The organism is Candidatus Thiodubiliella endoseptemdiera, assembly GCF_964212635.1.
Taxonomy (GTDB): Bacteria; Pseudomonadota; Gammaproteobacteria; order PS1; family Pseudothioglobaceae; genus Thiodubiliella; species Thiodubiliella endoseptemdiera.
In genome coordinates, this window is sequence record NZ_OZ156463.1 from 1962798 (window position 1) to 1985716 (window position 22919).

At 37.7% G+C, this 22919-nt stretch carries 26 protein-coding genes and 1 riboswitch; of the genes, 19 read left to right on the forward strand and 7 right to left on the reverse strand.

Annotated features, from left to right (window positions below):
* Positions 1 to 29 precede the first annotated feature (29 nt).
* The 5 genes from AB8525_RS10125 (at position 30) to AB8525_RS10145 (ending at position 6200) form a co-directional block, all read left to right on the forward strand.
* On the forward strand, positions 30 to 347 hold the full coding sequence (locus AB8525_RS10125) for a hypothetical protein (RefSeq protein ID WP_369177758.1): 318 nt from the start codon (positions 30 to 32) through the stop codon (positions 345 to 347).
* A 19-nt stretch (positions 348 to 366) separates the two neighbouring features.
* The gene (locus tag AB8525_RS10130) at positions 367 to 2421 is read left to right on the forward strand and encodes a peptidase domain-containing ABC transporter (protein WP_369151646.1); all 2055 of its coding nucleotides are present in this window, start codon (positions 367 to 369) and stop codon (positions 2419 to 2421) included.
* The gene (locus AB8525_RS10135) at positions 2418 to 3782 is read left to right on the forward strand and encodes an HlyD family type I secretion periplasmic adaptor subunit (protein WP_369151648.1); all 1365 of its coding nucleotides are present in this window, start codon (positions 2418 to 2420) and stop codon (positions 3780 to 3782) included. The genes AB8525_RS10130 and AB8525_RS10135 overlap by 4 nt, the downstream gene beginning before the upstream one ends.
* Positions 3724 to 5907 (forward strand): peptidase domain-containing ABC transporter, encoded by a 2184-nt coding sequence (locus AB8525_RS10140; RefSeq protein ID WP_369177760.1) that lies wholly within the window; start codon positions 3724 to 3726, stop codon positions 5905 to 5907. The genes AB8525_RS10135 and AB8525_RS10140 overlap by 59 nt, the downstream gene beginning before the upstream one ends.
* A 143-nt stretch (positions 5908 to 6050) precedes the next feature.
* Positions 6051 to 6200, forward strand: a complete 150-nt coding sequence (locus tag AB8525_RS10145) for a hypothetical protein (protein WP_369150120.1) — start codon at positions 6051 to 6053, stop codon at positions 6198 to 6200.
* A 128-nt stretch (positions 6201 to 6328) separates the two neighbouring features.
* Here AB8525_RS10145 and cobO read toward each other — a convergent pair whose 3' ends face one another.
* Positions 6329 to 6895, reverse strand: a complete 567-nt coding sequence (gene cobO, locus AB8525_RS10150) for a cob(I)yrinic acid a,c-diamide adenosyltransferase (RefSeq protein WP_369177761.1) — start codon at positions 6893 to 6895, stop codon at positions 6329 to 6331.
* A gap of 28 nt (positions 6896 to 6923) precedes the next feature.
* Positions 6924 to 7502 (reverse strand): hypothetical protein, encoded by a 579-nt coding sequence (locus AB8525_RS10155; RefSeq protein WP_369151651.1) that lies wholly within the window; start codon positions 7500 to 7502, stop codon positions 6924 to 6926.
* 30 nt (positions 7503 to 7532) lie between these two features.
* Here AB8525_RS10155 and AB8525_RS10160 point away from each other — a divergent pair, with 30 nt between their 5' ends.
* Entirely contained in the window at positions 7533 to 7685 is a 153-nt protein-coding gene (locus AB8525_RS10160) for a hypothetical protein (RefSeq protein ID WP_369151652.1), read from the forward strand.
* A 44-nt stretch (positions 7686 to 7729) separates the two neighbouring features.
* Here AB8525_RS10160 and AB8525_RS10165 read toward each other — a convergent pair whose 3' ends face one another.
* Together AB8525_RS10165 and AB8525_RS10170 are read right to left on the reverse strand one after the other, a co-directional pair.
* A complete protein-coding gene (locus AB8525_RS10165) occupies positions 7730 to 8392 on the reverse strand; it encodes an ATP-binding protein (protein ID WP_369179061.1) in 663 nt (220 codons plus the stop codon).
* Positions 8382 to 10199: a TonB-dependent receptor plug domain-containing protein gene (locus AB8525_RS10170; RefSeq protein ID WP_369177763.1), complete on the reverse strand. Its 1818-nt coding sequence runs from the start codon at positions 10197 to 10199 to the stop codon at positions 8382 to 8384. Before AB8525_RS10170 ends, AB8525_RS10165 begins: the two co-directional genes overlap by 11 nt.
* Before the next feature lie 4 nt (positions 10200 to 10203).
* Here AB8525_RS10170 and AB8525_RS10175 point away from each other — a divergent pair, with 4 nt between their 5' ends.
* The 3 genes from AB8525_RS10175 to cobU all read left to right on the forward strand — a co-directional run bounded on the left by AB8525_RS10175 (position 10204) and on the right by cobU (position 11600).
* The gene (locus AB8525_RS10175) at positions 10204 to 10386 is read left to right on the forward strand and encodes a hypothetical protein (RefSeq protein ID WP_369177764.1); all 183 of its coding nucleotides are present in this window, start codon (positions 10204 to 10206) and stop codon (positions 10384 to 10386) included.
* Positions 10352 to 10483: riboswitch (cobalamin riboswitch) on the reverse strand. (Overlaps the previous gene by 35 nt.)
* A gap of 56 nt (positions 10484 to 10539) precedes the next feature.
* Entirely contained in the window at positions 10540 to 11094 is a 555-nt protein-coding gene (locus AB8525_RS10180) for a histidine phosphatase family protein (RefSeq protein ID WP_369177766.1), read from the forward strand.
* Entirely contained in the window at positions 11091 to 11600 is a 510-nt protein-coding gene (gene cobU / locus AB8525_RS10185) for a bifunctional adenosylcobinamide kinase/adenosylcobinamide-phosphate guanylyltransferase (RefSeq protein WP_369151660.1), read from the forward strand. The genes AB8525_RS10180 and cobU overlap by 4 nt, the downstream gene beginning before the upstream one ends.
* On the opposite strand, the gene AB8525_RS10190 is transcribed toward cobU, so the two are convergent.
* Entirely contained in the window at positions 11580 to 11729 is a 150-nt protein-coding gene (locus tag AB8525_RS10190; protein WP_369151228.1) for a hypothetical protein, read from the reverse strand. The two genes, cobU and AB8525_RS10190, sit on opposite strands and share 21 nt — an antisense overlap.
* Before the next feature lie 32 nt (positions 11730 to 11761).
* Here AB8525_RS10190 and cobT point away from each other — a divergent pair, with 32 nt between their 5' ends.
* From cobT to aroA, 9 genes are read left to right on the forward strand one after another with little or no spacing between them, the layout of a single operon-like run.
* Positions 11762 to 12802 (forward strand): nicotinate-nucleotide--dimethylbenzimidazole phosphoribosyltransferase, encoded by a 1041-nt coding sequence (gene cobT, locus AB8525_RS10195; RefSeq protein ID WP_369177768.1) that lies wholly within the window; start codon positions 11762 to 11764, stop codon positions 12800 to 12802.
* 26 nt (positions 12803 to 12828) lie between these two features.
* On the forward strand, positions 12829 to 13497 hold the full coding sequence (cobS, locus tag AB8525_RS10200; RefSeq protein WP_369177770.1) for an adenosylcobinamide-GDP ribazoletransferase: 669 nt from the start codon (positions 12829 to 12831) through the stop codon (positions 13495 to 13497).
* Positions 13494 to 14402: a LysR family transcriptional regulator gene (locus AB8525_RS10205; protein WP_369177771.1), complete on the forward strand. Its 909-nt coding sequence runs from the start codon at positions 13494 to 13496 to the stop codon at positions 14400 to 14402. The genes cobS and AB8525_RS10205 overlap by 4 nt, the downstream gene beginning before the upstream one ends.
* Before the next feature lie 48 nt (positions 14403 to 14450).
* On the forward strand, positions 14451 to 15530 hold the full coding sequence (gene serC, locus AB8525_RS10210) for a 3-phosphoserine/phosphohydroxythreonine transaminase (protein ID WP_369177773.1): 1080 nt from the start codon (positions 14451 to 14453) through the stop codon (positions 15528 to 15530).
* 6 nt (positions 15531 to 15536) lie between these two features.
* Entirely contained in the window at positions 15537 to 16694 is a 1158-nt protein-coding gene (locus tag AB8525_RS10215; protein ID WP_369177775.1) for a phosphoglycerate dehydrogenase, read from the forward strand.
* A gap of 10 nt (positions 16695 to 16704) precedes the next feature.
* Positions 16705 to 17781 (forward strand): prephenate dehydratase, encoded by a 1077-nt coding sequence (gene pheA, locus AB8525_RS10220; RefSeq protein ID WP_369177777.1) that lies wholly within the window; start codon positions 16705 to 16707, stop codon positions 17779 to 17781.
* 56 nt (positions 17782 to 17837) lie between these two features.
* Positions 17838 to 18902: a histidinol-phosphate transaminase gene (gene hisC, locus AB8525_RS10225; protein ID WP_369177778.1), complete on the forward strand. Its 1065-nt coding sequence runs from the start codon at positions 17838 to 17840 to the stop codon at positions 18900 to 18902.
* Entirely contained in the window at positions 18899 to 19750 is an 852-nt protein-coding gene (locus AB8525_RS10230) for a prephenate dehydrogenase (protein WP_369177779.1), read from the forward strand. Before hisC ends, AB8525_RS10230 begins: the two co-directional genes overlap by 4 nt.
* Complete coding sequence (gene aroA, locus AB8525_RS10235; RefSeq protein WP_369177780.1) at positions 19743 to 21044, forward strand: 3-phosphoshikimate 1-carboxyvinyltransferase; 1302 nt, start codon at positions 19743 to 19745, stop codon at positions 21042 to 21044. Before AB8525_RS10230 ends, aroA begins: the two co-directional genes overlap by 8 nt.
* Positions 21045 to 21134: 90 nt before the next feature.
* On the opposite strand, the gene AB8525_RS10240 is transcribed toward aroA, so the two are convergent.
* Positions 21135 to 21461 carry a TusE/DsrC/DsvC family sulfur relay protein gene (locus AB8525_RS10240; RefSeq protein ID WP_369151682.1) on the reverse strand — a complete coding sequence of 109 codons (327 nt, stop codon included), beginning with the start codon at positions 21459 to 21461 and terminating at the stop codon, positions 21135 to 21137.
* Positions 21462 to 21532: 71 nt separating this feature from the next.
* On the opposite strand from AB8525_RS10240, the gene lepB reads away from it, so the two are divergent.
* Positions 21533 to 22453 carry a signal peptidase I gene (lepB, locus tag AB8525_RS10245; RefSeq protein WP_369177782.1) on the forward strand — a complete coding sequence of 307 codons (921 nt, stop codon included), beginning with the start codon at positions 21533 to 21535 and terminating at the stop codon, positions 22451 to 22453.
* 289 nt (positions 22454 to 22742) lie between these two features.
* Here lepB and AB8525_RS10250 read toward each other — a convergent pair whose 3' ends face one another.
* Positions 22743 to 22904 (reverse strand): hypothetical protein, encoded by a 162-nt coding sequence (locus AB8525_RS10250; RefSeq protein ID WP_369177783.1) that lies wholly within the window; start codon positions 22902 to 22904, stop codon positions 22743 to 22745.
* Positions 22905 to 22919 lie beyond the last annotated feature (15 nt).

Here is a 22919-nt window from a genome sequence, read left to right on the forward strand (position 1 = left end):
ATCTGTCATTTTGCTAATCATCCCTATTTATGCAAAGGTCTCAAAGGAAAAAAATGAATAGTAAAAATATATATGCGGATACAGTTAGCGCTATTAATGTCAATAACGGCATCGTTAAAATGCATTTGGTTGCCCAATCGCCTAATCAGGGAGTTACCGATAATAATGACGAAGCAAAGTTTGATGAACTAGGGGAAATCACTATGCCATTAAATGGTTTTCTATATATGTTGAGCGTTATTGAAGGGTTAATGCAAGATGAAAAAATGAAAGACATGATTGAACGCTTTCAAAAAGCAGGCATTATTCCAAGCGAACAAGATATTAAAAAAGCGCAAACAAAGTAATTTTTAACGATTTTTAGCGTTGCAACAAGTTTATCAATCAGTCTATACGCTATTCTTACTACTAAGAGAAGAGGTTTTAGGTAAGGATATTATCGCTCAAAATAGTGAGAATAGTGAAACAACACTTGATGAAGATAAACTACATTTATTTGCTAAACAAAACAAGTTAAAGCTTCAATTTAGTAAAGAAAAATTCTCTGCTAAAAAGTTACAAAAAAAAGCACCTTTTATTTTTTTCACTAAAGATAATTTACCTGCCGTAGTTGCTAGCATTTCTCAAGAGGGCGTATTAATTCAGCGCCCAGGAGAGGCGCCAGCTCAATTTACATTGGCTGATATTCAAAAAGTTTGGGGCGGCAAAGTCATTTTTGTTAAGGATACTAATAAATTCGGATTAGAATGGTTTTTACCTGAATTTTTACGCTATCGTAATATCTTGTTAGAAATTATTAGTTTTTCTTGTATTTTAAAAATTATTGCATTGGTACTGCCGTTAATTTTTCAAGTGGTGGTTGATAAAGTAGTGGTTAATAATGCCTTATCAACAATGGTTATTTTATTAGTTGCATTACTAAGTGCTAATATATTTGAAGTCGCCTTAACTGGCATACGCGAATATTTGTTATTGCATACTGCTAATCGTATTGATATTGGGCTAGGAATGCGCTTATTCAAGCATTTAATTCATCTGCCTATTGCTTTTTTTGAAAATAAATCTGTTGGGCTTTTGGTTAGTAGAGCGCAAGAGATTGATAGTGTGCGTGAATTTTTTACTGGCAAGGCTTTACTAGGTGCGATTGATTTTTTGTTTTTATTCGTCACTTTTTTTGTTATGTATTATATTTCGCCAAAAATAGCACTGGTAACCGTTGCGACTGTACCATTTTATTTTATTGGTGCATGGCTACTGACACCAAAATTAATAAAGCATATTGAGTTATCATTTAGCAAAAGTGCAAAAAATACTGCCTTTTTAACCGAATCCATTTCTAATAGTGAAACCATTAAAAGTATGGCGCTAGAAAGAGTTATGCTAAAGCGCTGGAATAAGCAAACTGATAGCATGGTAGAAGTTAATTACGCCTTACAAAAATTAAATACTTCCGCCTCTCAAGTGGTTAGTATTTTTTCAAAAGTTGTAGGGGTATTGGTTTTATGGCTTGCCGCAACTGAGGTGTTTGCACTTAGTATGACTATTGGACAGTTGATTGCTTTTAATATGTTGTTATCTATGTTTCAACAACCACTCAACCAACTTATTTCGTTATGGCAAGAATTTTTACAAACAAAAATAGCAATTGAGAGATTAAGTAGCATTCTAAATACACCTGCAGAAAGAAAACAACATCAAAACCCTCATAAACTACAAGGAAAAATTGAGCTCAGGGATGTATCCTTTAAATACACATCAACTGGCAATTTAGTGCTTGAAGACATTAACCTAATTATTGCACCTGGAGAAAGCGTAGCATTAGTTGGTGGGTCTGGATCTGGAAAAAGCACGATTGCTAAGTTGATACAGGGCTTATACACTCCTGACTCTGGGGAAATTTATATTGACGATATTAATCTTAATAAGATAGATGTGCACTCGTTAAGAGAGCAAATCGGTGTTGTTTTACAAGACAATTATCTTTTTCAAGAGAGTGTGCGTGAAAATATTGCCCATAAAGACCCGACTTTGCCATTAGAGCAAGTTATCGAAGCAGCAAAAACCTCAGGTGCCGATGACTTTATTCGTAAAATGCAACTGGGTTATAACACTGAAATTCAGGAAGGTGGGAAATCTCTATCAGGAGGACAGCGACAAAGAATTGCATTTGCCAGGGCAATTGTTGACAAACCAAAATTACTCATTTTGGATGAAGCGACTTCTGCTTTAGATGAAGAGTCTCAGGCGTTAATTCGTCAAAATATGGCTAAAATATCACTTGGTAAAACGGTTATTATTATCGCTCATCGTTTATCCACTATCAAATCTTGTGACCGGGTAGTGGTTATTAATAAGGGTAAAATAACCAATATTTTATCTGGAGCAGACAAAGCTAAATACTTAAGCCTTATACCCGGATGAATTATCATTTATTTAAGAAAAAGTTTCTTTCAATTTTCAGTAGTAAAAAGACTGAAAATAAAGCCTTTGAGTTCTCCCCTACTTATTTACGAATTCAAAAACAAGCGCCGACAAATTTCTCTCGCATTATTGGCTGGAGTGTGGTTTTATTTGTGATTATTGTGCTTTTATGGTCTTATTTTAGTTATATTGCTATTTATGCAAATACTACGGGAAAGTTAATTGTTTCTGGAAAGTCGCAGCAAATTCAATCATTAAACACAGGGAAGATTGAAAAAATTTATGCCCAAGAAGGGCAGGTGGTAAAAAAAGGAGATGTATTGGTGCAACTTATTGACATAGAGGCAAGAACCTCCATTGTTAATCTGAAGGCAAAATTATCTTTTTACCAAAAAAATGAGAAAAAATTTAAATATATTTTTCCTATTATTGAACAAATAGAGCAAGGTGTAGCAATTCAAAACATCACTCAAGCCAATGCTGATACGCAGGCAACCCTAGAGTTAGAGGAGTTTTTTAAACAAATAGAGCAATTTAACTCCAAAATTAGTAACTTAGCTAAGGCGAGTAAAAATTTAAAGAGTGAAATTAAGTTAGAGAAATTAATTATAAAAAATACCCAAAAGCGCGCCAATATGTTTCAAGGGTTATTTGAAAGTAAAGACATTTCTAATTTAGAATTATTGCGAGCTCAAAAAGAATTGTTACAATCTCAAAAAGAATTGGCAAGTAAACAATCTAAACTACACGAATTAAGTAACAATCTAGATTTAGAGAAAAGCAATAAAAAGTTTGCCATCAGTCAAAATAAAAATAAAATTTATAAAGAATACCAAGAAAACCAATTAAAGGCTATTGAAACATTGGAATCGTTAAAAAAATATCGTGACCAACTACAATCAATGCGTATTTATGCACCAATAGATGGTTTTGTTCAGGCTATTGCCATTAACACAGTCGGCGGTGTGGTAACGCCTGCACAAGTGTTGATGTCAATTGTTCCTATGGGTAAACTTGCCTTACAGGCAGAAGTAAAAGTATTAAATAAAGATGTTGGTTTTGTGCATATTGGGCAGGCAGCAAATGTGCAACTAGATGCCTTTAACTATATCAAGTATGGTGCAATTGATGGTGTTGTTGAAAGCATTTATCAAGATTCTATTGAAGATAAAGAATTAGGCTATGTCTTCTTAGCCATCATCAGTCTTAAGGATAACACCATACAGTATAAGAAAAAAACAATTCCTTTGCATGCAGGCTTGTCTGTTGTTGCTAGGATAAAAACAGGGCAACGCCGTGTTATTGAATATTTACTATCACCTGTATTGGAGCATGTCAATGAAGGACTTAGAGAGCGTTAACGCCACTGTTGACAGCCGCGCTTTATGTTGTATCATTCAATTGTTAAAGCATTTTGAAAAAAACACCACATTAGAAAGTATTAAACACTTACTGGTTAACAGTCAAGAGGGGGTTTTAAGTGACTTTGAGTTAGTGTATGCGATTCAATGGGCAGGCATTAATGCAGAATGTGTGCAGGTTGAGTTCAATCAATCAAATAAACTACATCTACCTGCGCTTGTCAAATGCCAAAATAACTGGCTACTACTTGAAGAATTTGATGGCAATAATTTCAATCTATTTGATGGCACAGATAGATGGCAAATAGACAAACAAGATTGCCGTCAAATTTGGCAAGATACTTGTATTGTTGTTGCTAATAATTTGGAAGAATATGATGCCAATACTGTGCAAAATGTGCCTATTAAAAATGGCTCTATTTTTCAATGGTTCCTACCCTCAATTAAAAAACATAAAAAACAATTTTTAGCGGTGATTTTCATTTCTATTATGATTCAGTTAGTTATGTTACTTACCCCCTTATTGTTTCAATATCTTTTAGACAGTGCCTTGCCTAGTTTTAATCTTGCCAACTTGCAAACTGTTATGATAGCAATGCTGTTCTTCGCCTTAATTGACCCGATTTTTTTAATGATGCGTTCGTTTGCCTTTTCCAATCTTACTTCTAAAATTGATGCAGAGTTAACCAGCCGAATTTATGAGCATTTAATGCAACTACAATTATCTTTCTTCCAAGACAACCAAATTGGAAAAATAACCGCCTTTATGAGAGAAATGACAAATATTCGTCAATTTATGACAGGCAATTCACTCACTTTAGTTATTGATTTAATTTTTGTAATTGTGTTCTTTTCAGTAATGTTCCAGTATTCTGTATTTATGACTGTTATTGTATTGATATTTTTATTAATCTATTTTTTCTTTTGGTTGTTAATGGGGCCTATAGTGCGCAAAAAAAGTGAGAAATCCTTTGATGCAAATGCAGATAATATTGCCTTATTGACAGAAACTTTATACGGCATTCATTCTATAAAATCAATGGCAACGGAAGGCAGGTTCACCCGTCAATGGCAAAAACGACTAGGAAAATATCAACGCGCCTACGCACAAGCAGAAGTAACCAACATTTTTTCTATGCAAGGTATTTCGCTTATTAACAAAATAATGGTGATTGTAATTTTATGGATAGGTATTACTGAGGTACTGGAAGGCACTTTAACAATCGGTGCTTTTATTGCATTTCGAATGTATTCGAATTATGTTGCCGAGCCTGTGATTCGATTGGCACAAATATGGCAAGATTTTCAATATACTTTGGTATCTATTAAAAGAATTAGCTTAATTCTCAAAGAGCCTTTAGAAGAATTGCCAAAAGATATGTTTTTTAACAATATTTCAGGTGGTATTATTTTTAAAGATGTTTGTTTTACTTATCATCAAAATTTACCTTTAGTGTTATCAGACATTAATCTAGAACTAAAACCTGGTTGTATGGTTGGTATAACAGGACCTTCTGGATCTGGAAAAAGCACATTGAGCAAACTATTGCAAGCATTTTATCAGCCAACTAGAGGGGAAATAATGATAGATGGCTTGGATATTAGGACGCTTTCACCGACTGAATTGAGAATGAATATGGGTGTAGTTTTGCAAAATAGTGAATTATTTCAGGACACACTTATTAATAATATTAAAATTACCAACCCCGATATTACTATGGAACAATTGCAAAAGATTGCTGAAATATGTGGTGCAGATTTTATTGAAGAATTACCAGAAGGGTATGAAACAATGCTCAGTGAAAAAGGGGGTAATTTATCAGGTGGGCAACGACAAAGAATTGCCTTTATGCGTGCACTGGTCAATAATCCAAAGATTTTAATCTTAGACGAGGCAACCTCTGCCCTAGATTATGATTCAGAACGCATTATTTTAAATCATTTGCCAGAAATAAGAAAAAACAGAACCGTTATTTCAGTTGCCCATCGTCTTAATACCATCAAAGAGGCTGATGTGATAATTTTTATTGACAACGGAAAAATTACTGAGCAAGGCACACATCAAGAGTTAATAGATAAAAAAGGAGGGTATGCAAGACTTTATCATCTACAGCAACAAACATAATGCCGATAAAGAAAATCTTGCGCCTCAATTGGATTATAGGTATTGCATTATTTGGCGATGATTGGTTTGAAAAATTGAAAACAACTTATACGCCAAAAATCTCCTACCCATACTTTGTTTTATTTAGAGACCTTTGCATAAATATGAATAATCATCAAAACGCCATCTTTCATCAAATTACAAACTTTTTAAAAACACCCTTAGCCCTGCTAGGAGTAGATTTAAAAAATTTCCAATTTAATAAAATCTGTCATTTTGCTAATCATCCCTATTTATGCAAAGGTCTCATTTAAAAGGTGCAATTATAGCGTATTATTTGGGATGTTGTTTTCTGCTTTCAGGATGTTTACTTTGTCTGTTTTTTTGTCTTGATCCCAGCTCGAGGAGCCATATTAAGAAAACCTGCTTTATTGCAGAATGGTTATAAATCAACCCCTTTTTGTGCTTTGATGTTTGCCCTAAAAGCGTGCTTAATATCCTTCACTTCACTCACTGTGTCGGCAATCTCAATTAAACTATCTGAAGCGGCTCTGCCAGTGATAACGACATGCTGGTTGTTGGGGCGGTTATTTAGGGTATTTAAGATATTGGTTTCGTCGAGGTATTGGTAGCTAATCATATAGGTGAGTTCGTCGAGAACGACAAGGTTGATGGATTCATCTTTTAGGTATTGTTCAGCAACTGCCCAAGTTTCTTTGGCTTTTTGAGTGTCGCATTCTTTATCTTGAGTGTCCCAAGTGAAGCCAGTTTTCATAAAGGTGGTTTGTATATTTTTTTGTTGTGCTAGAAAAGCATCTTCGCCTGTGTCTTGTACGCCTTTTAGGAATTTGACGATGGCAACTTGCATATCGTAGCCGAGTGCGCGACAGACCATACCGAGTGCGGATGAGGATTTGCCTTTGCCATTGCCTGTGAGTAGAACGATGATGCCTTTGTTAATGCTGGCTTCTTCTATACGAGCGTTGATGTGCGCTTTTTTGCGCTGCATGCGTTGTTTGTATTTATCGGGCACTATTTCAGATACTACTACGGAAATTTAACACAGGGACAATGCGTTGCACCAAGGTAAAAACCATTATTATTGCTGCTATTGTATATAAAGTTGTCGGGATTTCAATCACCGACCATTTTGCTAAATACGCAGGGAAATTAGCCCAACCTGTCTTGTTGAATGTTGTAGTAAAAAAGTAATAACTACTGGTAACAGCAAGCCATTGTACCGTCACAGTGGCGATAATCACAGATGCATTTTTAACAATATTATTATCCAAAGTCAATGAGCTGATATATTTACTCGACCAAAAAATACCGTAAAAAGTTAATGGCATTAGGCTATAAGCGGGGGTAATGCAATTCGCACTAATTCCCTGATGCACAATCGCATAATTATCAATCACAACTGCACTAAAAATAATCACAAATGCTACCCAAAACTTACGAAAATATACGCCAGTAATGAATAGGGCGGGAATAGTAAAGTCAGGCAAATGCACAAATGCCGATACCCAATTACTATGACCACGCGTGGCAATCATTAATAACACCATAATAAATACGGCGAATAGTGTTGTGGTTTTGTTGATTTGATTTGTCATTGTTTATCTCTTTGAGACCTTTGCATAAATATGAATAATCATCAAAACGCCATCTTTCATCAAATTACAAACTTTTTAAAAACACCCTTAGCCCTGCTAGGAGTGGATTTAAAAAATTTCCAATTTAATAAAATCTGTCATTTTGCTAATCATCCCTATTTATGCAAAGGTCTCTCTTTTTAAATGTTGTTTTATTATTATGCAAAGGTCTCATTATATCTAAATTATTACTGAAAATCAGTAAAAACAAACCCATCTCGCTCAACTGTTTCTCCTTGTTTAAGGGCAACAGGTTTTGAAAAATCAGGTGAGTCATAGACCAAAGTGTGAAACTCGCCGTTTTCCCCGCAAAAGTCAATATGTGATGGTAAATCGGCAAGCAAATCGGGTTGATAATCTCTGCCTGCAAATTTTATGTCTAATTGTTTTGGATCAAGACAGGCAATTTTTGCTTTGATACCAATTTTGACGATGATTTGGGCGAGTGTTTTGGTGTCTATACCCCAGCAGGGGAAAATTGGCTCAATCCCTGTGCCGTCCATTTGTGCAATGCGATAATCGCGAATATCTTGCAAATATAAATCTCCAAAAGCAATTGCATCAATTTTATCCCGTTGCAACCGCACCACAAAATCCCCCATAATCCGTTCGTATTGCTTATTTGAACACGGATAAGGAATCTCAATAATATGCAAAGGCAATCCAATACTATCCGCTTGTGCCTGTAATAAACACAGACGCACCCCATGCATTGCCACTCGTTCAAATTTTTTATTCACCGTCGTAAAAAGACCTAAAAGTTCTATGCTTGGGTCTTTTTTGAGTAGGTGTAAGGCATAAGCACTGTCCTTACCACTACTCCACGAGAGCAGGGTGCATTTAGAATTTATAATTTAAACCAACTTCAATTGTTCTGCCGAGTTGATTGTAATCGCCACGAGTTTTATCTGTTTCAGTATTAAAACTTGCAATCGAGTATTTTTTATCGGTAGCATTATTAACATTTAATGATATTTGCATCTTGTCATTAATGCCGTATTTAGTTGATAAATTAAGTAATGTGTAGCCGCTTCTATCCCCATCGTATACCGTAGTAACTGACGACCTTCTAATTACTTGTATTCTTGAATTAAATTTACCGTATTGCTTACTAAGTGTTAAGTTTGTGATATCACTTGGTCGTCTAACTTTTGTAAGACTATTGTTTTTTTTGCTTTTAGAATGAATATGATTAAAGTTTATATTGTAACTATCAATATTAGCATTGACTGATAATTCAACACCTTTTGCGAGATAATCGCCGGTGTTAAAATACCTTGGGCTAGTGCCAGTATATCCACCATCCCAAGTAATGGCATCTTTTACCTTGTTTCTAAATATTTTTATAGATGAAAGACCCCAATAGTGCGTTTTTTCCACACCCAATTCTATACTTTTTGATTTTTCTGGTTGTAAATCTGGATTTGCACCCCAGCCATATAATCTACCGATAGAGGGTGCACTAAATGCTGTGCCGTAACCGCCTGTTAATTTAATACCGTTATTAAGATATTTAGCAAGCCCTAAGTTGTAAATAGTTTCATTGCCAAATTTACTATGTTTGATATATCGAGCACCTGTATTAATGTCAATACTATTGATATTTTTTTGCCAGTTTACAAATAGATTTTTGCTTGATAATTTTTGATTATCTGTGGTATTTTTATCATCAATTTTTGACAAGCCAACATTGAGTAGGGCAGCATCAATTTTTATATCATTAAGTAAAGTTATAGAGGTGCTTTTGAACTTATCACCAATGGTTGTGGCATTCAATCCAGTATTACGACTGACTGTAGTTTGGGCAAGAGATAATTTAGTTTTCCAAATATCACTAATTTTTTTATTAGCATTAATTGCTACTCTACTAAATTTTCTATCTCCTAAATTTTCGTTATCTTTACCATCAAAATTGTCATATTCGGCTTTGTTTCTATTTTTTAAGTAACTAATATCAAATTTTTCATTACCCACTTTAATTTGTGTGAAAACATTACTTAAGCCATCTTTTTCACCATTTGTATCAGTTCTAGCATCTATGCCATCTGTTGTATATTTGTTATGGTTAAACCTTATAAAACCATCTTTATCACCATTACTTGCTGATAGTGTGTAAGTTTTGGAATTATGTGTGCCAAATTTGGTGTTAACTGTTGCATGTTTTCCATTTGCGCCTTTTTTGGTGGTGATAGAAACAACACCTGCAATTGCAGATGAGCCATATAAAACAGACCCTGAACCTTTGACAATTTCTATTTTTTCAATATCACTAAGTGCAATGCCTGTTAATCCATAAGATATTGCTTTATTGCTGTCACTTAAGTCATTTATGCTAACACCATCAACTAAAAATAGAGTGTGGTGTGATTCACCGCCACGCATAAAGACAGCAGGTGTATTGCCCGTTGCATTAAACAAGCCAATACTTGGCACAGTGGCTAAAAAATCTAAAAAAGTATTAGCACCTGTCGCTTCAATATCATTCGCATCAAAAGTCAATGTTGAGGCAATTGAACCAATCACTGGGCTATCGGTGCGATATTCAGTATTGAGATAAATGGGAATAGGTCCGAGTGCTGCATTGGCATTTAGACTGACAACGAGTGTTGCTATAGGCAAGATTTTTTTCATGATTTCATCCTTGTGAGACCTTTGCATAAATATGAATAATCATCAAAACGCCATCTTTCATCAAATTACAAACTTTTTAAAAACACCCTTAGCCCTGCTAGGAGTGGATTTAAAAAATTTCCAATTTAATAAAATCTGTCATTTTGCTAATCATCCCTATTTATGCAAAGGTCTCCTTGTGAAGTTAAACAATAATAATTATGTATCGGACTGATGTTTATCGCTATGATGCACAAATATCGTTGCGAGGACAGCGTCGGATTTGCACCAACTTCCATAATCAAGTAGGAAATTATAGAGTTTATAAATAGTATTATTTATCATAATATTAATAAAGTTTATGATAAAAGTTTGTATAATTAGTGAAATGAAAATCACATTAATGCGACATGGGGAAGTGGAAGGCGGTGCAAAATATCGCGGAGTGACAGATGATAGACTGACGGCAAAGGGGCTGATACAGATGCAACAGGCTGTTGAAGGGGTTGAGATTGGGGTGGTGTGGTCATCGCCTTTATTGCGTTGCTGTGAATTTGCTGAGCCGTTAGGTGATGTTGAGATTATTGCAAAATTGGCAGAGATTGATTTTGGTGATTGGGATGGATTGACCTATGAAGAGATTGTTAAGAGTAATGCGGAGAAAATGGCATTATTTCATCAACAGAAATATACACCACCTAATGGGGAGTCATTAAGGGAATTTAAGCAACGAGTTGAGGAGGTTTGGCTGGCATTGGTGGAGCGAAATGAAGATATTTTGGTGGTAACGCATGCGGGAGTGATACGAATGATTTTGAAAATTGTATTGGGGTTAAAATTTCAAAAAGTTTTTAATTTTATGATTGGATATGGATGTTTAGTCGTGTTGAAAATAGATACAAATAGTGGGTTTGTGCAATTAGAGCAGGTGAAGAATTTATGATTTATTTTATTTTAGGCGGTGCAAGGTCAGGCAAGAGTAAATTGGCTGAAAAAACTGCATTGGACAGTGGTTTGGAAATGGTGTATTTGGCAACCGCAACAGCAGGCGATGAGGAAATGCATGCACGGATTGAACGACACAAACGAGATAGGGATGAAGCATTTACCGTAATAGAAGAGCCGATTGAAATTGCCTCCGTGATTGAAAATATGGCAGGGGAAGTGTGTATTTTGGTGGATTGTTTAACTTTGTGGTTGTTGAATATTTTGGAAGATTCACAAAGAGAAACGAAGATTGACGAATTATTGCATGTGTTGGCAACGACTCAGCACACAGTGATTTTAGTGAGTAATGAAGTTGGAAGTGGGGTTGTGCCATTGAGTCCATTGGGTCGAAAATTTGTTGATGAAAGTGGATTTTTACATCAGAAAATTGCCAAGGTAGCAGACCGTGTTCAGCTTGTAATGGCTGGACTTAGCGTTAATTTAAAAGAGACCTTTGCATAAATAGGGATGATTAGCAAAATGACAGATTTTATTAAATTGGAAATTTTTTAAATCCACTCCTAGCAGGGCTAAGGGTGTTTTTAAAAAGTTTGTAATTTGATGAAAGATGGCGTTTTGATGATTATTCATATTTATGCAAAGGTCTCTAAAAGGAAAATGATATGTGGTATTTAGAAGCAGTAAAAAAGATTGATAAAGCGATAGAGCAACAAGCAATTGATAGACAAAATGATTTGACTAAACCGAAAGGTTCATTAGGTTTGTTAGAAGGATTGGCGACAAGATTGGCAGGGCGACAAGGAGTAATAAAGCCTAATGTTGATAAGATTCAAATTAGTGTTTTTGCAGGAGATAGCGGTATTGCTGATGAGCAGGTATCCTTATTTCCACAAGTGGTAACGATGCAAATGGTGCAGAATTTTGTGAGTAAAGGGGCGGCGATTACGGTGCTGGCAGAGCAATATCAGGCAGATTTTGAAGTCATTGATGTAGGGGTTGCAAATCCTTTAATTGAGACGATAGGTGTGGTAAATCAGCGTGTGGCAGATGGAACGAAGAATTTTGCAATAACACAGGCGATGAATAAAGATGAATTGCAAAGTGCGTTGAATGCAGGGCAAGAGTGCGTGATGCGTGCGGAAAATAAAGGGGTTACTTTATTTATCGGTGGCGAGATGGGGATTGCGAACACCACTTGTGCGACGGCGATTTTGTGTGAATTGTTAGGTAAAACAGCGTCAGAATTAACAGGTGCGGGCACAGGATTGGATGACGCAGGTATTGAGCGTAAGGTGGCAGTGATTGGCAAAGCATTGGATAAATATCAGGTGGGCAATAATCCACTAAAAGCATTGCAAACTTATGGCGGATTTGAAATTGTGGCATTGGCAGGGGCTTATATTGCTTGTGCTCAGCGTGGAATTAGCATTTTGGTCGATGGATTTATTTCTACTACGGCGGCGTTGGCAGCCGTTAGAATTAATCCACAAGTGAAAGAATGGATGGAGTTTTCTCATCAGTCGGCTGAAAAAGGACATTGGTTGGTATTGAAGGAATTGGGTGTTAAGCCGATTTTGGATATGGGTATGCGATTGGGTGAAGGCAGTGGTGCTAGCGTGGCAATTGGAATTATGAAATCGGCATGTTGTTTACATAATAATATGGCTACTTTTTCTGAGGCGATGGTGTTGGAAGGCAAATGAGAGCGTTTTTTATTGCAGTGCAATTTATGACTAGAATCCCTGTGCCAATGCTTGGGGATATTGGTAAAAAAGAAATTGGTTTTTCGGTATTATTTTTCCCTTTAGTCGGATTATTGATTGGATTAATTTTGGTGGCAGTTGGGCATTTTCCATCACTTTCTGTGAGTGCAACAGCAGTTGTTTTGTTAATTGTAGCAACACTGATTAACGGGGCATTGCATTTAGATGGGCTGGGTGATAGTGCAGATGCGTGGCTTTCTGGGGCAAAAAAAACACGGGCATTAGAGATTATGCAGGACTCGCATATTGGCAGTGCAGGCGTGGTGTCTATTGTGTTAATTTTGTTAGCAAAGTATGTATTTTTGTTAGAAATTAATATCTTGGAATTGTTGATAATGCCCGTGGTGTCAAGGACAATGCCGATTTTTTTGATGTTGAAATTTAACTATGTGCGTGAGAATGGAATTGCACGAGATATGGTAGATTTTGTGCCGAGAAAAATGGCAATGGCGATAGTGATGATGGTGCTGAGTATTGTCGTGTGGGTGAATTGGATGGGTGTTTTGATGATGTTAGTCGGCTTGTTTTTTTTGGTGCGAACAATGCAGGCGAGATTAGGGGGTTGGACGGGCGATGTATTAGGTGCGGTGATTGAAATTAGTGAAGTATTATTTTTATTGGGGTGTATTTTGTGATTGAAATTAGTCATTTAAATTTGATACAGGCATTGAAAAAGTACGGTAATGTATCGGATGCAGCAGACAGTTTATTTATTACCCAGTCGGCATTATCGCACCAAATTAGACGACTGGAAACACTATTGGAAACGCTGATTTTTGTGCGTCATTCTGACCCACTGAAACTCACACCACATGGGCAACAATTATTGGATTTATCAAATGAGGTGTTGCCACGGATTCAGAATGCAGAACAACAGTTATTGCAAGCGGAAGGCGGGCGATTGAATATTGCGATTGAATGTCACAGTTGTTTTGATTGGCTGATTCCGACTTTAGATGTCTTTCGAATAAAACAACCAACAGTGGATTTTGATTTGTCATTGGCGTTCAGTTTTCAGCCAATGGAAGCGTTGAAAAATTATGATGTGGATATGGTGGTGACTTCCGACCCTATTAATGATAAGAGTTTTGAGTATTTTCCATTGTTTAGCTATCAAATGTTGATGGTAATGTCATTTGAAAATTTATTGGCAAAGAAAGCCTATTTACAGCCCAAAGATATTAAAAATCAGACGCTCTTAACCTATCCAGTGAGCCACGATAGATTAGATGTGTTCAATTATTTTCTAAAACCTGCCAAGGTAACACCAGCGACGCGTAAGGTAGAACTGCCGTTGATGATGATGCAATTGGTGTTGAATAATCAAGGTATTGTAACGATGCCAGAATGGGCGTTAACTGACACTCAAAAAGAGCAAATTGCGCTCAAACCATTAGGCAAAGACGGCGTGTGGCGGGTGTTGTATCTCGCAGTACGCAAGGTAGACTTTGAGTTGGAATATATCCAAGATTTTATGGATATCGCCAAAAAAGTTTCTTTTGATAATTTGGATAATATCAAAGACTCGTCAGGTTATTGAATTCTGATAAAATTGTGCTTTAAATTAATCAACAAGGAGTTTGTTAAAATGAGTCAAGTTTACAACTTTAGTGCAGGACCTGCGATGCTGCCAGTACAGGTGATGAAGCAGATGAAAGAAGAGTTATTAGAATATGGCAATGCTAAGGCATCGGTGATGGAGATTTCGCATCGTGGTGCGGATTTTATGGCGATGGCAGAGAAGTCTGAACGAGATTTGCGTGACTTAATGAATATCCCTGATAATTACAAAGTTTTGTTTATGCAGGGTGGTGCGTCGGCACAGTTTTCTATGGTGCCGATTAATTTATTGCGTGGTAAAACTACAGCGAATTATGCACATACGGGACATTGGTCAAAAAAGGCGATTGCCGAGGCACAGCGTTATTGTGATGTCAATATTTGTGTGGACAGTTCTCATAATAAATATACCGATATTGCGGATTTCAAGGATTGGCATATTAATGAGAAGGGTGCTTTTTTGCATTACACACCGAATGAAACTATTGCAGGTTTGGAATTTGACTATATCCCAGAAACTGAGCAACCACTGGTGGCAGATATGTCTTCAACGATTTTGTCGCGTGAAATTGATGTGTCAAAATATGGGGTGATTTATGCGGGGGCGCAGAAGAATATTGGGATTGCTGGTTTGACGATTGTGATTGTGAGAGAGGATTTGGTGGGTAATGTGGCGGCTCATCAGCCGATTTTATTTGATTATGCGACACAGATAAATAACGATTCAATGTATAACACCCCATCAACTTACCCTTGGTATGTAGCAGGTCGTGTGTTTGAATGGCTGAAAGAACAGGGCGGTTTGAGTGTGATGGCAAAGATTAACGAGCATAAGGCGAAGACGCTTTATGCGGCAATTGATGGCTCTGATTTTTACTCAAATCCTGTAGTAGAAAGATACCGTTCTTGGATGAATGTGCCGTTTTTATTGGCGAATGAAGACTTAAATGGTTTGTTCTTAGAGCAGGCAGCAGAACGCGATTTAATTACCTTAAAAGGGCATCGTTCGGTGGGCGGTATGCGTGCCAGTATTTATAATGCAATGCCACAGGAAGGGATTGATACCTTGGTGGGTTTTATGCAAGATTTTGAGAAAGAAAACGGATAAAAAATTATGTTTACAATACAAACGCTGAATAATATTTCCCCTGTTGGTTTGGATAAATTACCAAGAGATAGCTACGAAATTGCATCTGAAATGGGCAATCCTGATGCAATTTTGGTGCGTAGTGCAAAGATGCACGAAATGGAAATTGGCAACAATCTGAAAGCCGTTGGCCGTGCAGGGGCAGGGGTGAATAATATTCCACTAGATAAAATGAGTGATAAAGGCGTGGTGGTTTTTAATGCACCAGGTGCGAACGCAAATGCAGTGAAAGAGTTGGTGATTTCGTCAATGTTACTTGCCAGTCGCAACATCTGTCAGGCGTGGGATTATGTTAATCGCTTGCCATTGGACAATCTCAAAACTGCAGTGGAAGATGGCAAAAAAAATTATGCAGGTTCAGAATTACCAGGTAAGACGCTTGGTATTGTCGGCTTGGGTGCGATTGGCGTGCAGATTGCCAATGCGGCTGATACATTGGGTATGAAAGTGGTGGGTTTTGATCCGAATATTACCATTAAAAGTGCTTGGAAACTCTCAGCCGATGTTGAACAGGCGTTGAATATTGATGAGTTATTTGCACAGAGTGATTTTGTTTCTTTTCATGTGCCATTAGTGGAAGGCACCAAAAATTTACTCAACGCAGAACGCATTGCCTTGCTACCCGCGGGAGCAACGATTTTGAATTTTGCACGAGATGGGATTATTGATGAAGATGCATTGATTACTGCATTAGAAGCGGGCAAAGTTAAATATTATGTGACGGATTTTCCGATTGATGATAAAAAAGACCACGAACGCGTGATTGCCTTGCCACACTTGGGTGCATCAACGATAGAAGCGGAAGATAATTGTGCGATTATGGTGGCAAATCAAGTGAAAGATTATCTTGAAAATGGCAATATCACTAATTCAGTCAATTTTCCAGAGGCAAAAATGCCACGATTAGGCAGTGCGCGTTTGTCCATTGCCCATCAAAATATCCCTAATATGGTCGGGCAAATATCCACCATTCTTGCCGATGCAGGGATAAATATTATCGATATGCTGAACAAATCACGAAACGAAATTGCTTATACTTTAATTGATTTAGAGAGTGAAATTTCTGATACAGTGGTCGGTAGTTTGCAACAAGTTGAAGGTGCATTGAGCGTTAGAGTTTTATAAAAGGTAAAAAATGGCTAAAACATTAGAGGAATTAAGAATTGAAATTGACGCATTGGATAAAGAAATCCAGTCATTAATTGGTAATCGTGCAGAGCTTGCATCAGCTGTTGCCGAGGTCAAAAAAACATCAGATGATAAAAGCAGTTTTTACCGCCCCGAGCGTGAAGCACAAGTATTACGCAAAGTCATTGAACGCAATGATAACCCCATCAAAGATAAAGATATGGCACACATATTCCGTGAGATTATGTCAGCTTGCTTGGCACTTGAACAGGGTATTAATATTGCTTATTTAGGACCTGAAGGCACTTTCACTCAAGAAGCTACGCTTAAACATTTCGGACATGCAGTTTCAACTCTAGACTGTGCCAGTATTGATGAAATTTTCCATCAAGTGGAAAAAGGCAATGCAAATTATGGCGTTGTACCGATTGAAAATTCATCAAACGGTGTGATTGGTGCAACGATTGATATGCTTTATTCTCAAGGTTTAAAAATTTGCGGTGAAGTGGAGGTTTCAATCCAGCATCAACTAATGATGGCAGACCAATCTAAAGAAATAAAAGTGATTTATGCACACCAACAAGCATTAGACCAATGCCATCGTTGGCTTGAAAATCATTATCCAAATATCGAATTAAAAGCAGTTGCCTCTAATGCCTTAGCCGCACGCATCGTCAAAGATGAGCCAAATGCGGCGGCGATTGCATCAAAAGTTGCGTTAGATTTATATACTTTAGAGCGAGTTGCTAAAAATATTGAAGATAAGGCAGGCAATGTTACCCGCTTCATCGTGCTCAGCAAAGAAGAAGTGCCATCTTCAAACAAAGACAAAACTTCCCTATTAGTCGTTACCAAACACGAAGCAGGTGCATTATTTGACTTGCTCTCACCCTTCAAAGAACAAGACATCAATGTCCTGCAAATTGCCCGCCATCCTATGCCTGGCATTAAATGGGAATATATGTTTCTAATCGACATCGAAGGCCATCAGCAACAAGAACACATACAAAAAGCCTTGGCAAAAGTGTCAGATGAAGTACTTAATCTGATTATTTTAGGTTCTTATCCTGTTGCGGTTTTGTAGCGGCTACAAGTTAAGGAATCGCCAAAATTTATCCACTTTTACAAGAGCAAAAAAATATGAGTATCTGCCCCGCCATCAAATCCCTGCAACCTTACCAAGGCGGTAAACCCATCAGCGAATTACAACGAGAATTAGGTTTGGACAAGGTGGTGAAATTAGCCAGTAATGAAAATCCATTGCCCACCAGTCAAAAGGTGCGAGTGGCAATTGAGCAGGCAGCAAGTGAGATAGGGCGTTATCCTGACGGTAATGGATTTGAGTTGAAACAGGCGATTAGTCGGCATTTATCAGTGTCAGCGGATGGGATTACTTTGGGCAATGGTTCAAATGATTTGTTGGAATTGGTCGCCAGAGCCTATGTGTGTGATGCCTGTGATGAAGTGATTTTTTCACAGTATGCGTTTGTGGTTTATCCATTGGTAACACAGGCGTTAGGTGCAAAGGCGGTGGTAACACCTGCCAAAGATTTTGGGCACGATTTAGAGGCGATGTTGTCAGCAATTACCAATAACAGCAAGTTGATATTTATTGCTAATCCGAACAATCCGACAGGTACATTATTGAGCGATGACGCGGTTTATGCGTTTTTATCAAAAGTACCAAACACAGTAACAGTAGTATTAGACCAAGCCTATATTGAATATTTAGATGCCGATGATAATGCGATTGGATGGCTACAAGAATTTGATAATTTGATAATTACACGCACTTTTTCTAAAGCGTATGGATTGGCAGGTTTGCGGGTTGGTTATTCGATTTGCTCGGCTAAAATTGCCGATTATCTCAATCGCATTCGTCAACCATTTAATGTCAATCACATTGCCCAAAGTGCGGCAATTGCAGTATTAGCAGACAAAGAATTTATCGCCCAATCAGTAAGTAAAAATAAACAAGGATTGATGCAACTTGCCAAAGGTTTTGACGCACTCGGCTTATCTTACATTCCCTCTTCTGCGAATTTCATTGCCATCAAAGTAAGTGATGCAATGGCAATTTATCAGCAGTTATTAGCACAAGGTTTTATTGTCCGCCCCGTTGAAATGCCAAATTATGTGCGTATTTCTGTAGGTACGAAAAATGAGAATACCGCATTCCTTGATACATTAAAATCACTAATATGAATAAAATTTGCATTATCGGCGTTGGATTGATTGGTGGCTCATTCGCACTCGGCTTAAAAAAAGCCAAAAAAGTGCAAACGATTGTCGGCTACGGCAGAAATGAAAACAATCTGAAACAAGCACAAGATTTAGGCGTGATTGACACCTATAGCACAGACATTACCAAAGCATTATCAGCCGTAGATTTAGTATTGATTGCAACGCCTGTGAATAGCTTTCAAAGCATTTTTGAAATGATCAAACCGCATATTAACAGCGATGTAATTATCTCAGATGTCGGCAGCACCAAAAGCAGTGTGATTGCGACCGCCAAAGAAGTATTCGGCACAATACCTGAGAATTTTATTCCCGCACACCCGATTGCAGGCAAAGAGCAAAGTGGGGTGATAGCAGCTGATGGCAGTTTGTTTGAGGGCAAGCGTGTTATTCTCACACCAACAGAGAATGCAAATACCCAAGCAGTGGTTAGCGTCAGTGAATTATGGGAAGCAATAGGAGCAAAGGTGGAAATTATGAGCGATAAAAAACACGATGATTTATTAGCGATGACATCGCATTTACCGCATATGTTGGCGTTTTCATTAATGGATTATTTGATGGAAAGCGATTCAAATGCACTCAGTTATGCAGCAGGCGGATTTAAAGATTTTTCGCGTATCGCATCATCAGATGCATCAATGTGGCGTGATATTTGTATCAATAATCCTGATGAAATTACCAAGCATATTAAAGGTTTTCAACAAAGTTTAGATAAACTTTCGCGCCTAATTAAAGAAGGTCAAGCACAAGAAATAGAAGCATTATTCGCACATGCAAAAGCAGCAAGGGACGATTGGTTAAATGTCTAAATTTATCATCCAACCTGCCAACACACTCAGCGGCAGTATCAAAGTCCCAGGCGATAAATCAATCTCACATCGCTGCATTATGCTCGGTTCATTGGCGAATGGAACAACAGAAGTCAGCGGCTTTTTACAAGGCGAAGACGCACTCGCAACACTCAAAGCATTTCAAGCAATGGGTGTTGACATTCAGCGAAAGGGAGATAAAGTTACAATCTACGGCGTCGGCTTACACGGCTTAAAAAAACCAAACACACCACTTAACTTAGGCAACTCAGGCACCTCAATGCGTTTAATGTCAGGGATTTTAGCAGCACAAGATTTTGATTCTGAACTGCTAGGCGATGTCTCATTATCCAAACGCCCAATGAACAGAGTGATTGACCCATTAACAACAATGGGTGCAGTGATTGAGAGCAATGATGGCAAACCACCTCTAAAGATTAAAGGCGGGCAATCACTCAAAGCCATTCATTATAATTTGCCAGTTGCCTCAGCACAAGTTAAGTCCTGCGTATTGTTAGCAGGTCTATATGCACAAGGCAATACCTGCATAACCGAACCAGAAACCACACGCGACCACACCGAACGAATGCTCAAAGGACTTGATTATCAAGTGAACATTACCAACAATACAATATGTCTGACAGGTGGCAATGAACTCACTGCCACACAATTTCAAGTGCCAAGTGATATTTCATCAGCAGCGTTTTTTATGGTAGCAGGCTGTATCGCACCGCAATCAAACATCACCTTAAAAGGAGTCAATATCAACCCAACCCGCACAGGCGTGATTGACATCTTAAAATTAATGGGTGCAAAATTAACCGTATCAAATAAGCGTGAGATTGGAGGCGAATTGCTGGCTGATATTTGCGTGCAATCATCAGAATTAAAAGGCATCAATATCCCATCAGAACTCACCCCCCTAGCGATTGACGAATTCCCCGCCATTTTTATTGCCGCAGCCTGCGCACAAGGTGAAACCGTTCTAACAAACGCTAAAGAATTACGCGTAAAAGAATCCGACCGCATTCAAGTAATGGCTGATGGGCTAAATATCCTAGGCATTAAAAACCAAGTCCTAGAAGATGGAATTAAAATTCAAGGAGGCATTTTCCAAAAACCAACAAACACAATTCAATCCCATCACGACCACCGTATTTCTATGTCATTTGCAATAGCATCATTGCGATGTAAATATGCGATTGAAATTGACGGCGTGGACAATGTAGCAACTTCTTTCCCTAATTTTGTATCACTTTCCAACTCTATTGGAATGAACATCAAAGAATTTTAAACCGCACCCCTTGACAAGGTCGAACCTTGTCAATGCAAATATAAAAAAAGCACCCAATCAGTGCTTTTTTTCATTCCCTAAAAACCAATCTTAATAACCACCTTTCCGCTTAGTCTCAGGCAATCCAGCAATCTTCCCCGCTTGCTTCGCAGGACCCTTAGGGAATAAAGTATATAACTCTTTAGTCGTTAATTTACCTTCCCAGTCATCTTTCAAACCCTTAACCATATTGCGTTCATTAGGCTGATTCGCATTATTATTCACATACTCTTCACGCAAAAAAGCAATTAACTTAAAACTGTCTTCTGTCAAATTAACCCCTTCTTCTTCTGCAAATTCGCGTGCAATATCTTCATTCCAATCATTTAAGTCAACCAAGTAACCATGTCCATCTCTTTCTAAATCAGCTAATGCCATTTTGTTTTCTCCGTGATATAAGTAAAGGGAAATATTATATAATAACTCCTTTTACTTTTGACCATTATTTTATGACTATCGAAAACGCCTCCTCATTTCTAGCGTGGAATGTCTCCTCTTATCTCGCAACATTTCTCATTATTGCCTTTATCATCGTCGCTTCAGACCATTTTTTTATGGGCGGAGCAGCACTTAACAAACCAACGACAAAGAAATTCCTACTAACCAAATGGCTATATTTCGCCTGCTTCCTAAGACTAAATAAATCAGAAAAATACCACCACCGCTCCAAAGCCGTGCAACTCTGTGCAGAATTCTACCCCGTATTATTACTGGTATTTTTACTCAGAGGCTTCATTGCCGAACCATTTAGAATCCCATCTAATTCAATGATGCCAACTTTTTTAACCTACGATTTTTTATTAGTAGAAAAACTCTCCTACGGCATCCATTTACCCGTTTTTAATACAGAACTAATAGACATCAACGACCCAGAGCGAGGCGATGTAATCGTATTCAGATACCCAAATTACGAACACCAAAAAGCCTACAAAGGAGCAGATTTTATCAAACGCGTGATTGGCATCCCAGGCGACAAAATTGAATATATCAATGACAAACTTACCGTCAACGGCACAGCAATTAAATACAAAAATATTGGCACCTACAAAGGCATAGAAAAAGGCACAGGTATGACAGGATACAAACACAAGCGTGAAATGCTAGCCCCCAACCCACACAATATTTTGTTATCACCTAACACAAATTCCAGAAATGTTAAATTAATCGTCCCCCAAGGGCATTATTTTGTAATGGGAGACAACCGTGCACACAGCAGCGACAGCCGTTTCTGGGGCTTTGTCCCAGAACAATACATCATCGGCAGAGCCTTTTATATCTGGGCACATGCCGATATTGGTGGCATATTTTCCGCCAACCCCCTGCAAGCGTTAAAAACCTTTACCTTAAATAGAAATGGAATCATTGATTAAAACCCAAACAAAAGCAAAGCAACAAAAGTCAAACATTGTCATTCTTAATATCTGACTTTCTTAGCACCACTTGACACAACCTATTTTTTATGGATAATACCCAACTTATGAAATTTACATATAATACAGCACATCACAGCACCGTCGCGCGTGTTTATTTAAACAGTAAAAGTCTTTTAAATCCCAAGTCAAAACCCCAAGCCACTCTTAGTGGTTTTTGGACATTCATTAATTTTTTACACAGACTACTGAGCAAATTCAGCAATACCCACAAAAAAACACCACACGCCTACAGTTTTTTACCTAACATCCACAACTTTTTACCCAATACAACCAAACCTTCGCCACCGCCAGCCCCAAAATCATCATCAACAAAGCCGACGAAGGACAATACTGCCACCTCATCGCCTACTTCATCCTCCCCAACGGCACCAAATCCCAACCCTCTCAAGTGTTGAGTTTTATC

Bases quoted from the DNA above. Each gene is read 5' to 3' on its own strand.
- AB8525_RS10125 (WP_369177758.1), top strand. From the start codon at position 30: ATGCAAAGGTCTCAAAGGAAAAAAATGAATAGTAAAAATATATATGCG.
- AB8525_RS10135 (WP_369151648.1), top strand. From the start codon at position 2,418: ATGAATTATCATTTATTTAAGAAAAAGTTTCTTTCAATTTTCAGTAGT.
- AB8525_RS10145 (WP_369150120.1), top strand. From the start codon at position 6,051: ATGAATAATCATCAAAACGCCATCTTTCATCAAATTACAAACTTTTTA.
- cobO (WP_369177761.1), bottom strand. From the start codon at position 6,895: ATGCAGCGCAAAAAAGCGCACATCAACGCTCGTATAGAAGAAGCCAGC.
- AB8525_RS10155 (WP_369151651.1), bottom strand. From the start codon at position 7,502: ATGACAAATCAAATCAACAAAACCACAACACTATTCGCCGTATTTATT.
- AB8525_RS10160 (WP_369151652.1), top strand. From the start codon at position 7,533: ATGAATAATCATCAAAACGCCATCTTTCATCAAATTACAAACTTTTTA.
- AB8525_RS10170 (WP_369177763.1), bottom strand. From the start codon at position 10,199: ATGCAAAGGTCTCACAAGGATGAAATCATGAAAAAAATCTTGCCTATA.
- AB8525_RS10175 (WP_369177764.1), top strand. From the start codon at position 10,204: ATGAATAATCATCAAAACGCCATCTTTCATCAAATTACAAACTTTTTA.
- AB8525_RS10180 (WP_369177766.1), top strand. From the start codon at position 10,540: ATGAAAATCACATTAATGCGACATGGGGAAGTGGAAGGCGGTGCAAAA.
- cobU (WP_369151660.1), top strand. From the start codon at position 11,091: ATGATTTATTTTATTTTAGGCGGTGCAAGGTCAGGCAAGAGTAAATTG.
- AB8525_RS10190 (WP_369151228.1), bottom strand. From the start codon at position 11,729: ATGAATAATCATCAAAACGCCATCTTTCATCAAATTACAAACTTTTTA.
- cobT (WP_369177768.1), top strand. From the start codon at position 11,762: ATGTGGTATTTAGAAGCAGTAAAAAAGATTGATAAAGCGATAGAGCAA.
- cobS (WP_369177770.1), top strand. From the start codon at position 12,829: ATGACTAGAATCCCTGTGCCAATGCTTGGGGATATTGGTAAAAAAGAA.
- serC (WP_369177773.1), top strand. From the start codon at position 14,451: ATGAGTCAAGTTTACAACTTTAGTGCAGGACCTGCGATGCTGCCAGTA.
- AB8525_RS10215 (WP_369177775.1), top strand. From the start codon at position 15,537: ATGTTTACAATACAAACGCTGAATAATATTTCCCCTGTTGGTTTGGAT.
- pheA (WP_369177777.1), top strand. From the start codon at position 16,705: ATGGCTAAAACATTAGAGGAATTAAGAATTGAAATTGACGCATTGGAT.
- hisC (WP_369177778.1), top strand. From the start codon at position 17,838: ATGAGTATCTGCCCCGCCATCAAATCCCTGCAACCTTACCAAGGCGGT.
- AB8525_RS10230 (WP_369177779.1), top strand. From the start codon at position 18,899: ATGAATAAAATTTGCATTATCGGCGTTGGATTGATTGGTGGCTCATTC.
- aroA (WP_369177780.1), top strand. From the start codon at position 19,743: ATGTCTAAATTTATCATCCAACCTGCCAACACACTCAGCGGCAGTATC.
- AB8525_RS10240 (WP_369151682.1), bottom strand. From the start codon at position 21,461: ATGGCATTAGCTGATTTAGAAAGAGATGGACATGGTTACTTGGTTGAC.
- lepB (WP_369177782.1), top strand. From the start codon at position 21,533: ATGACTATCGAAAACGCCTCCTCATTTCTAGCGTGGAATGTCTCCTCT.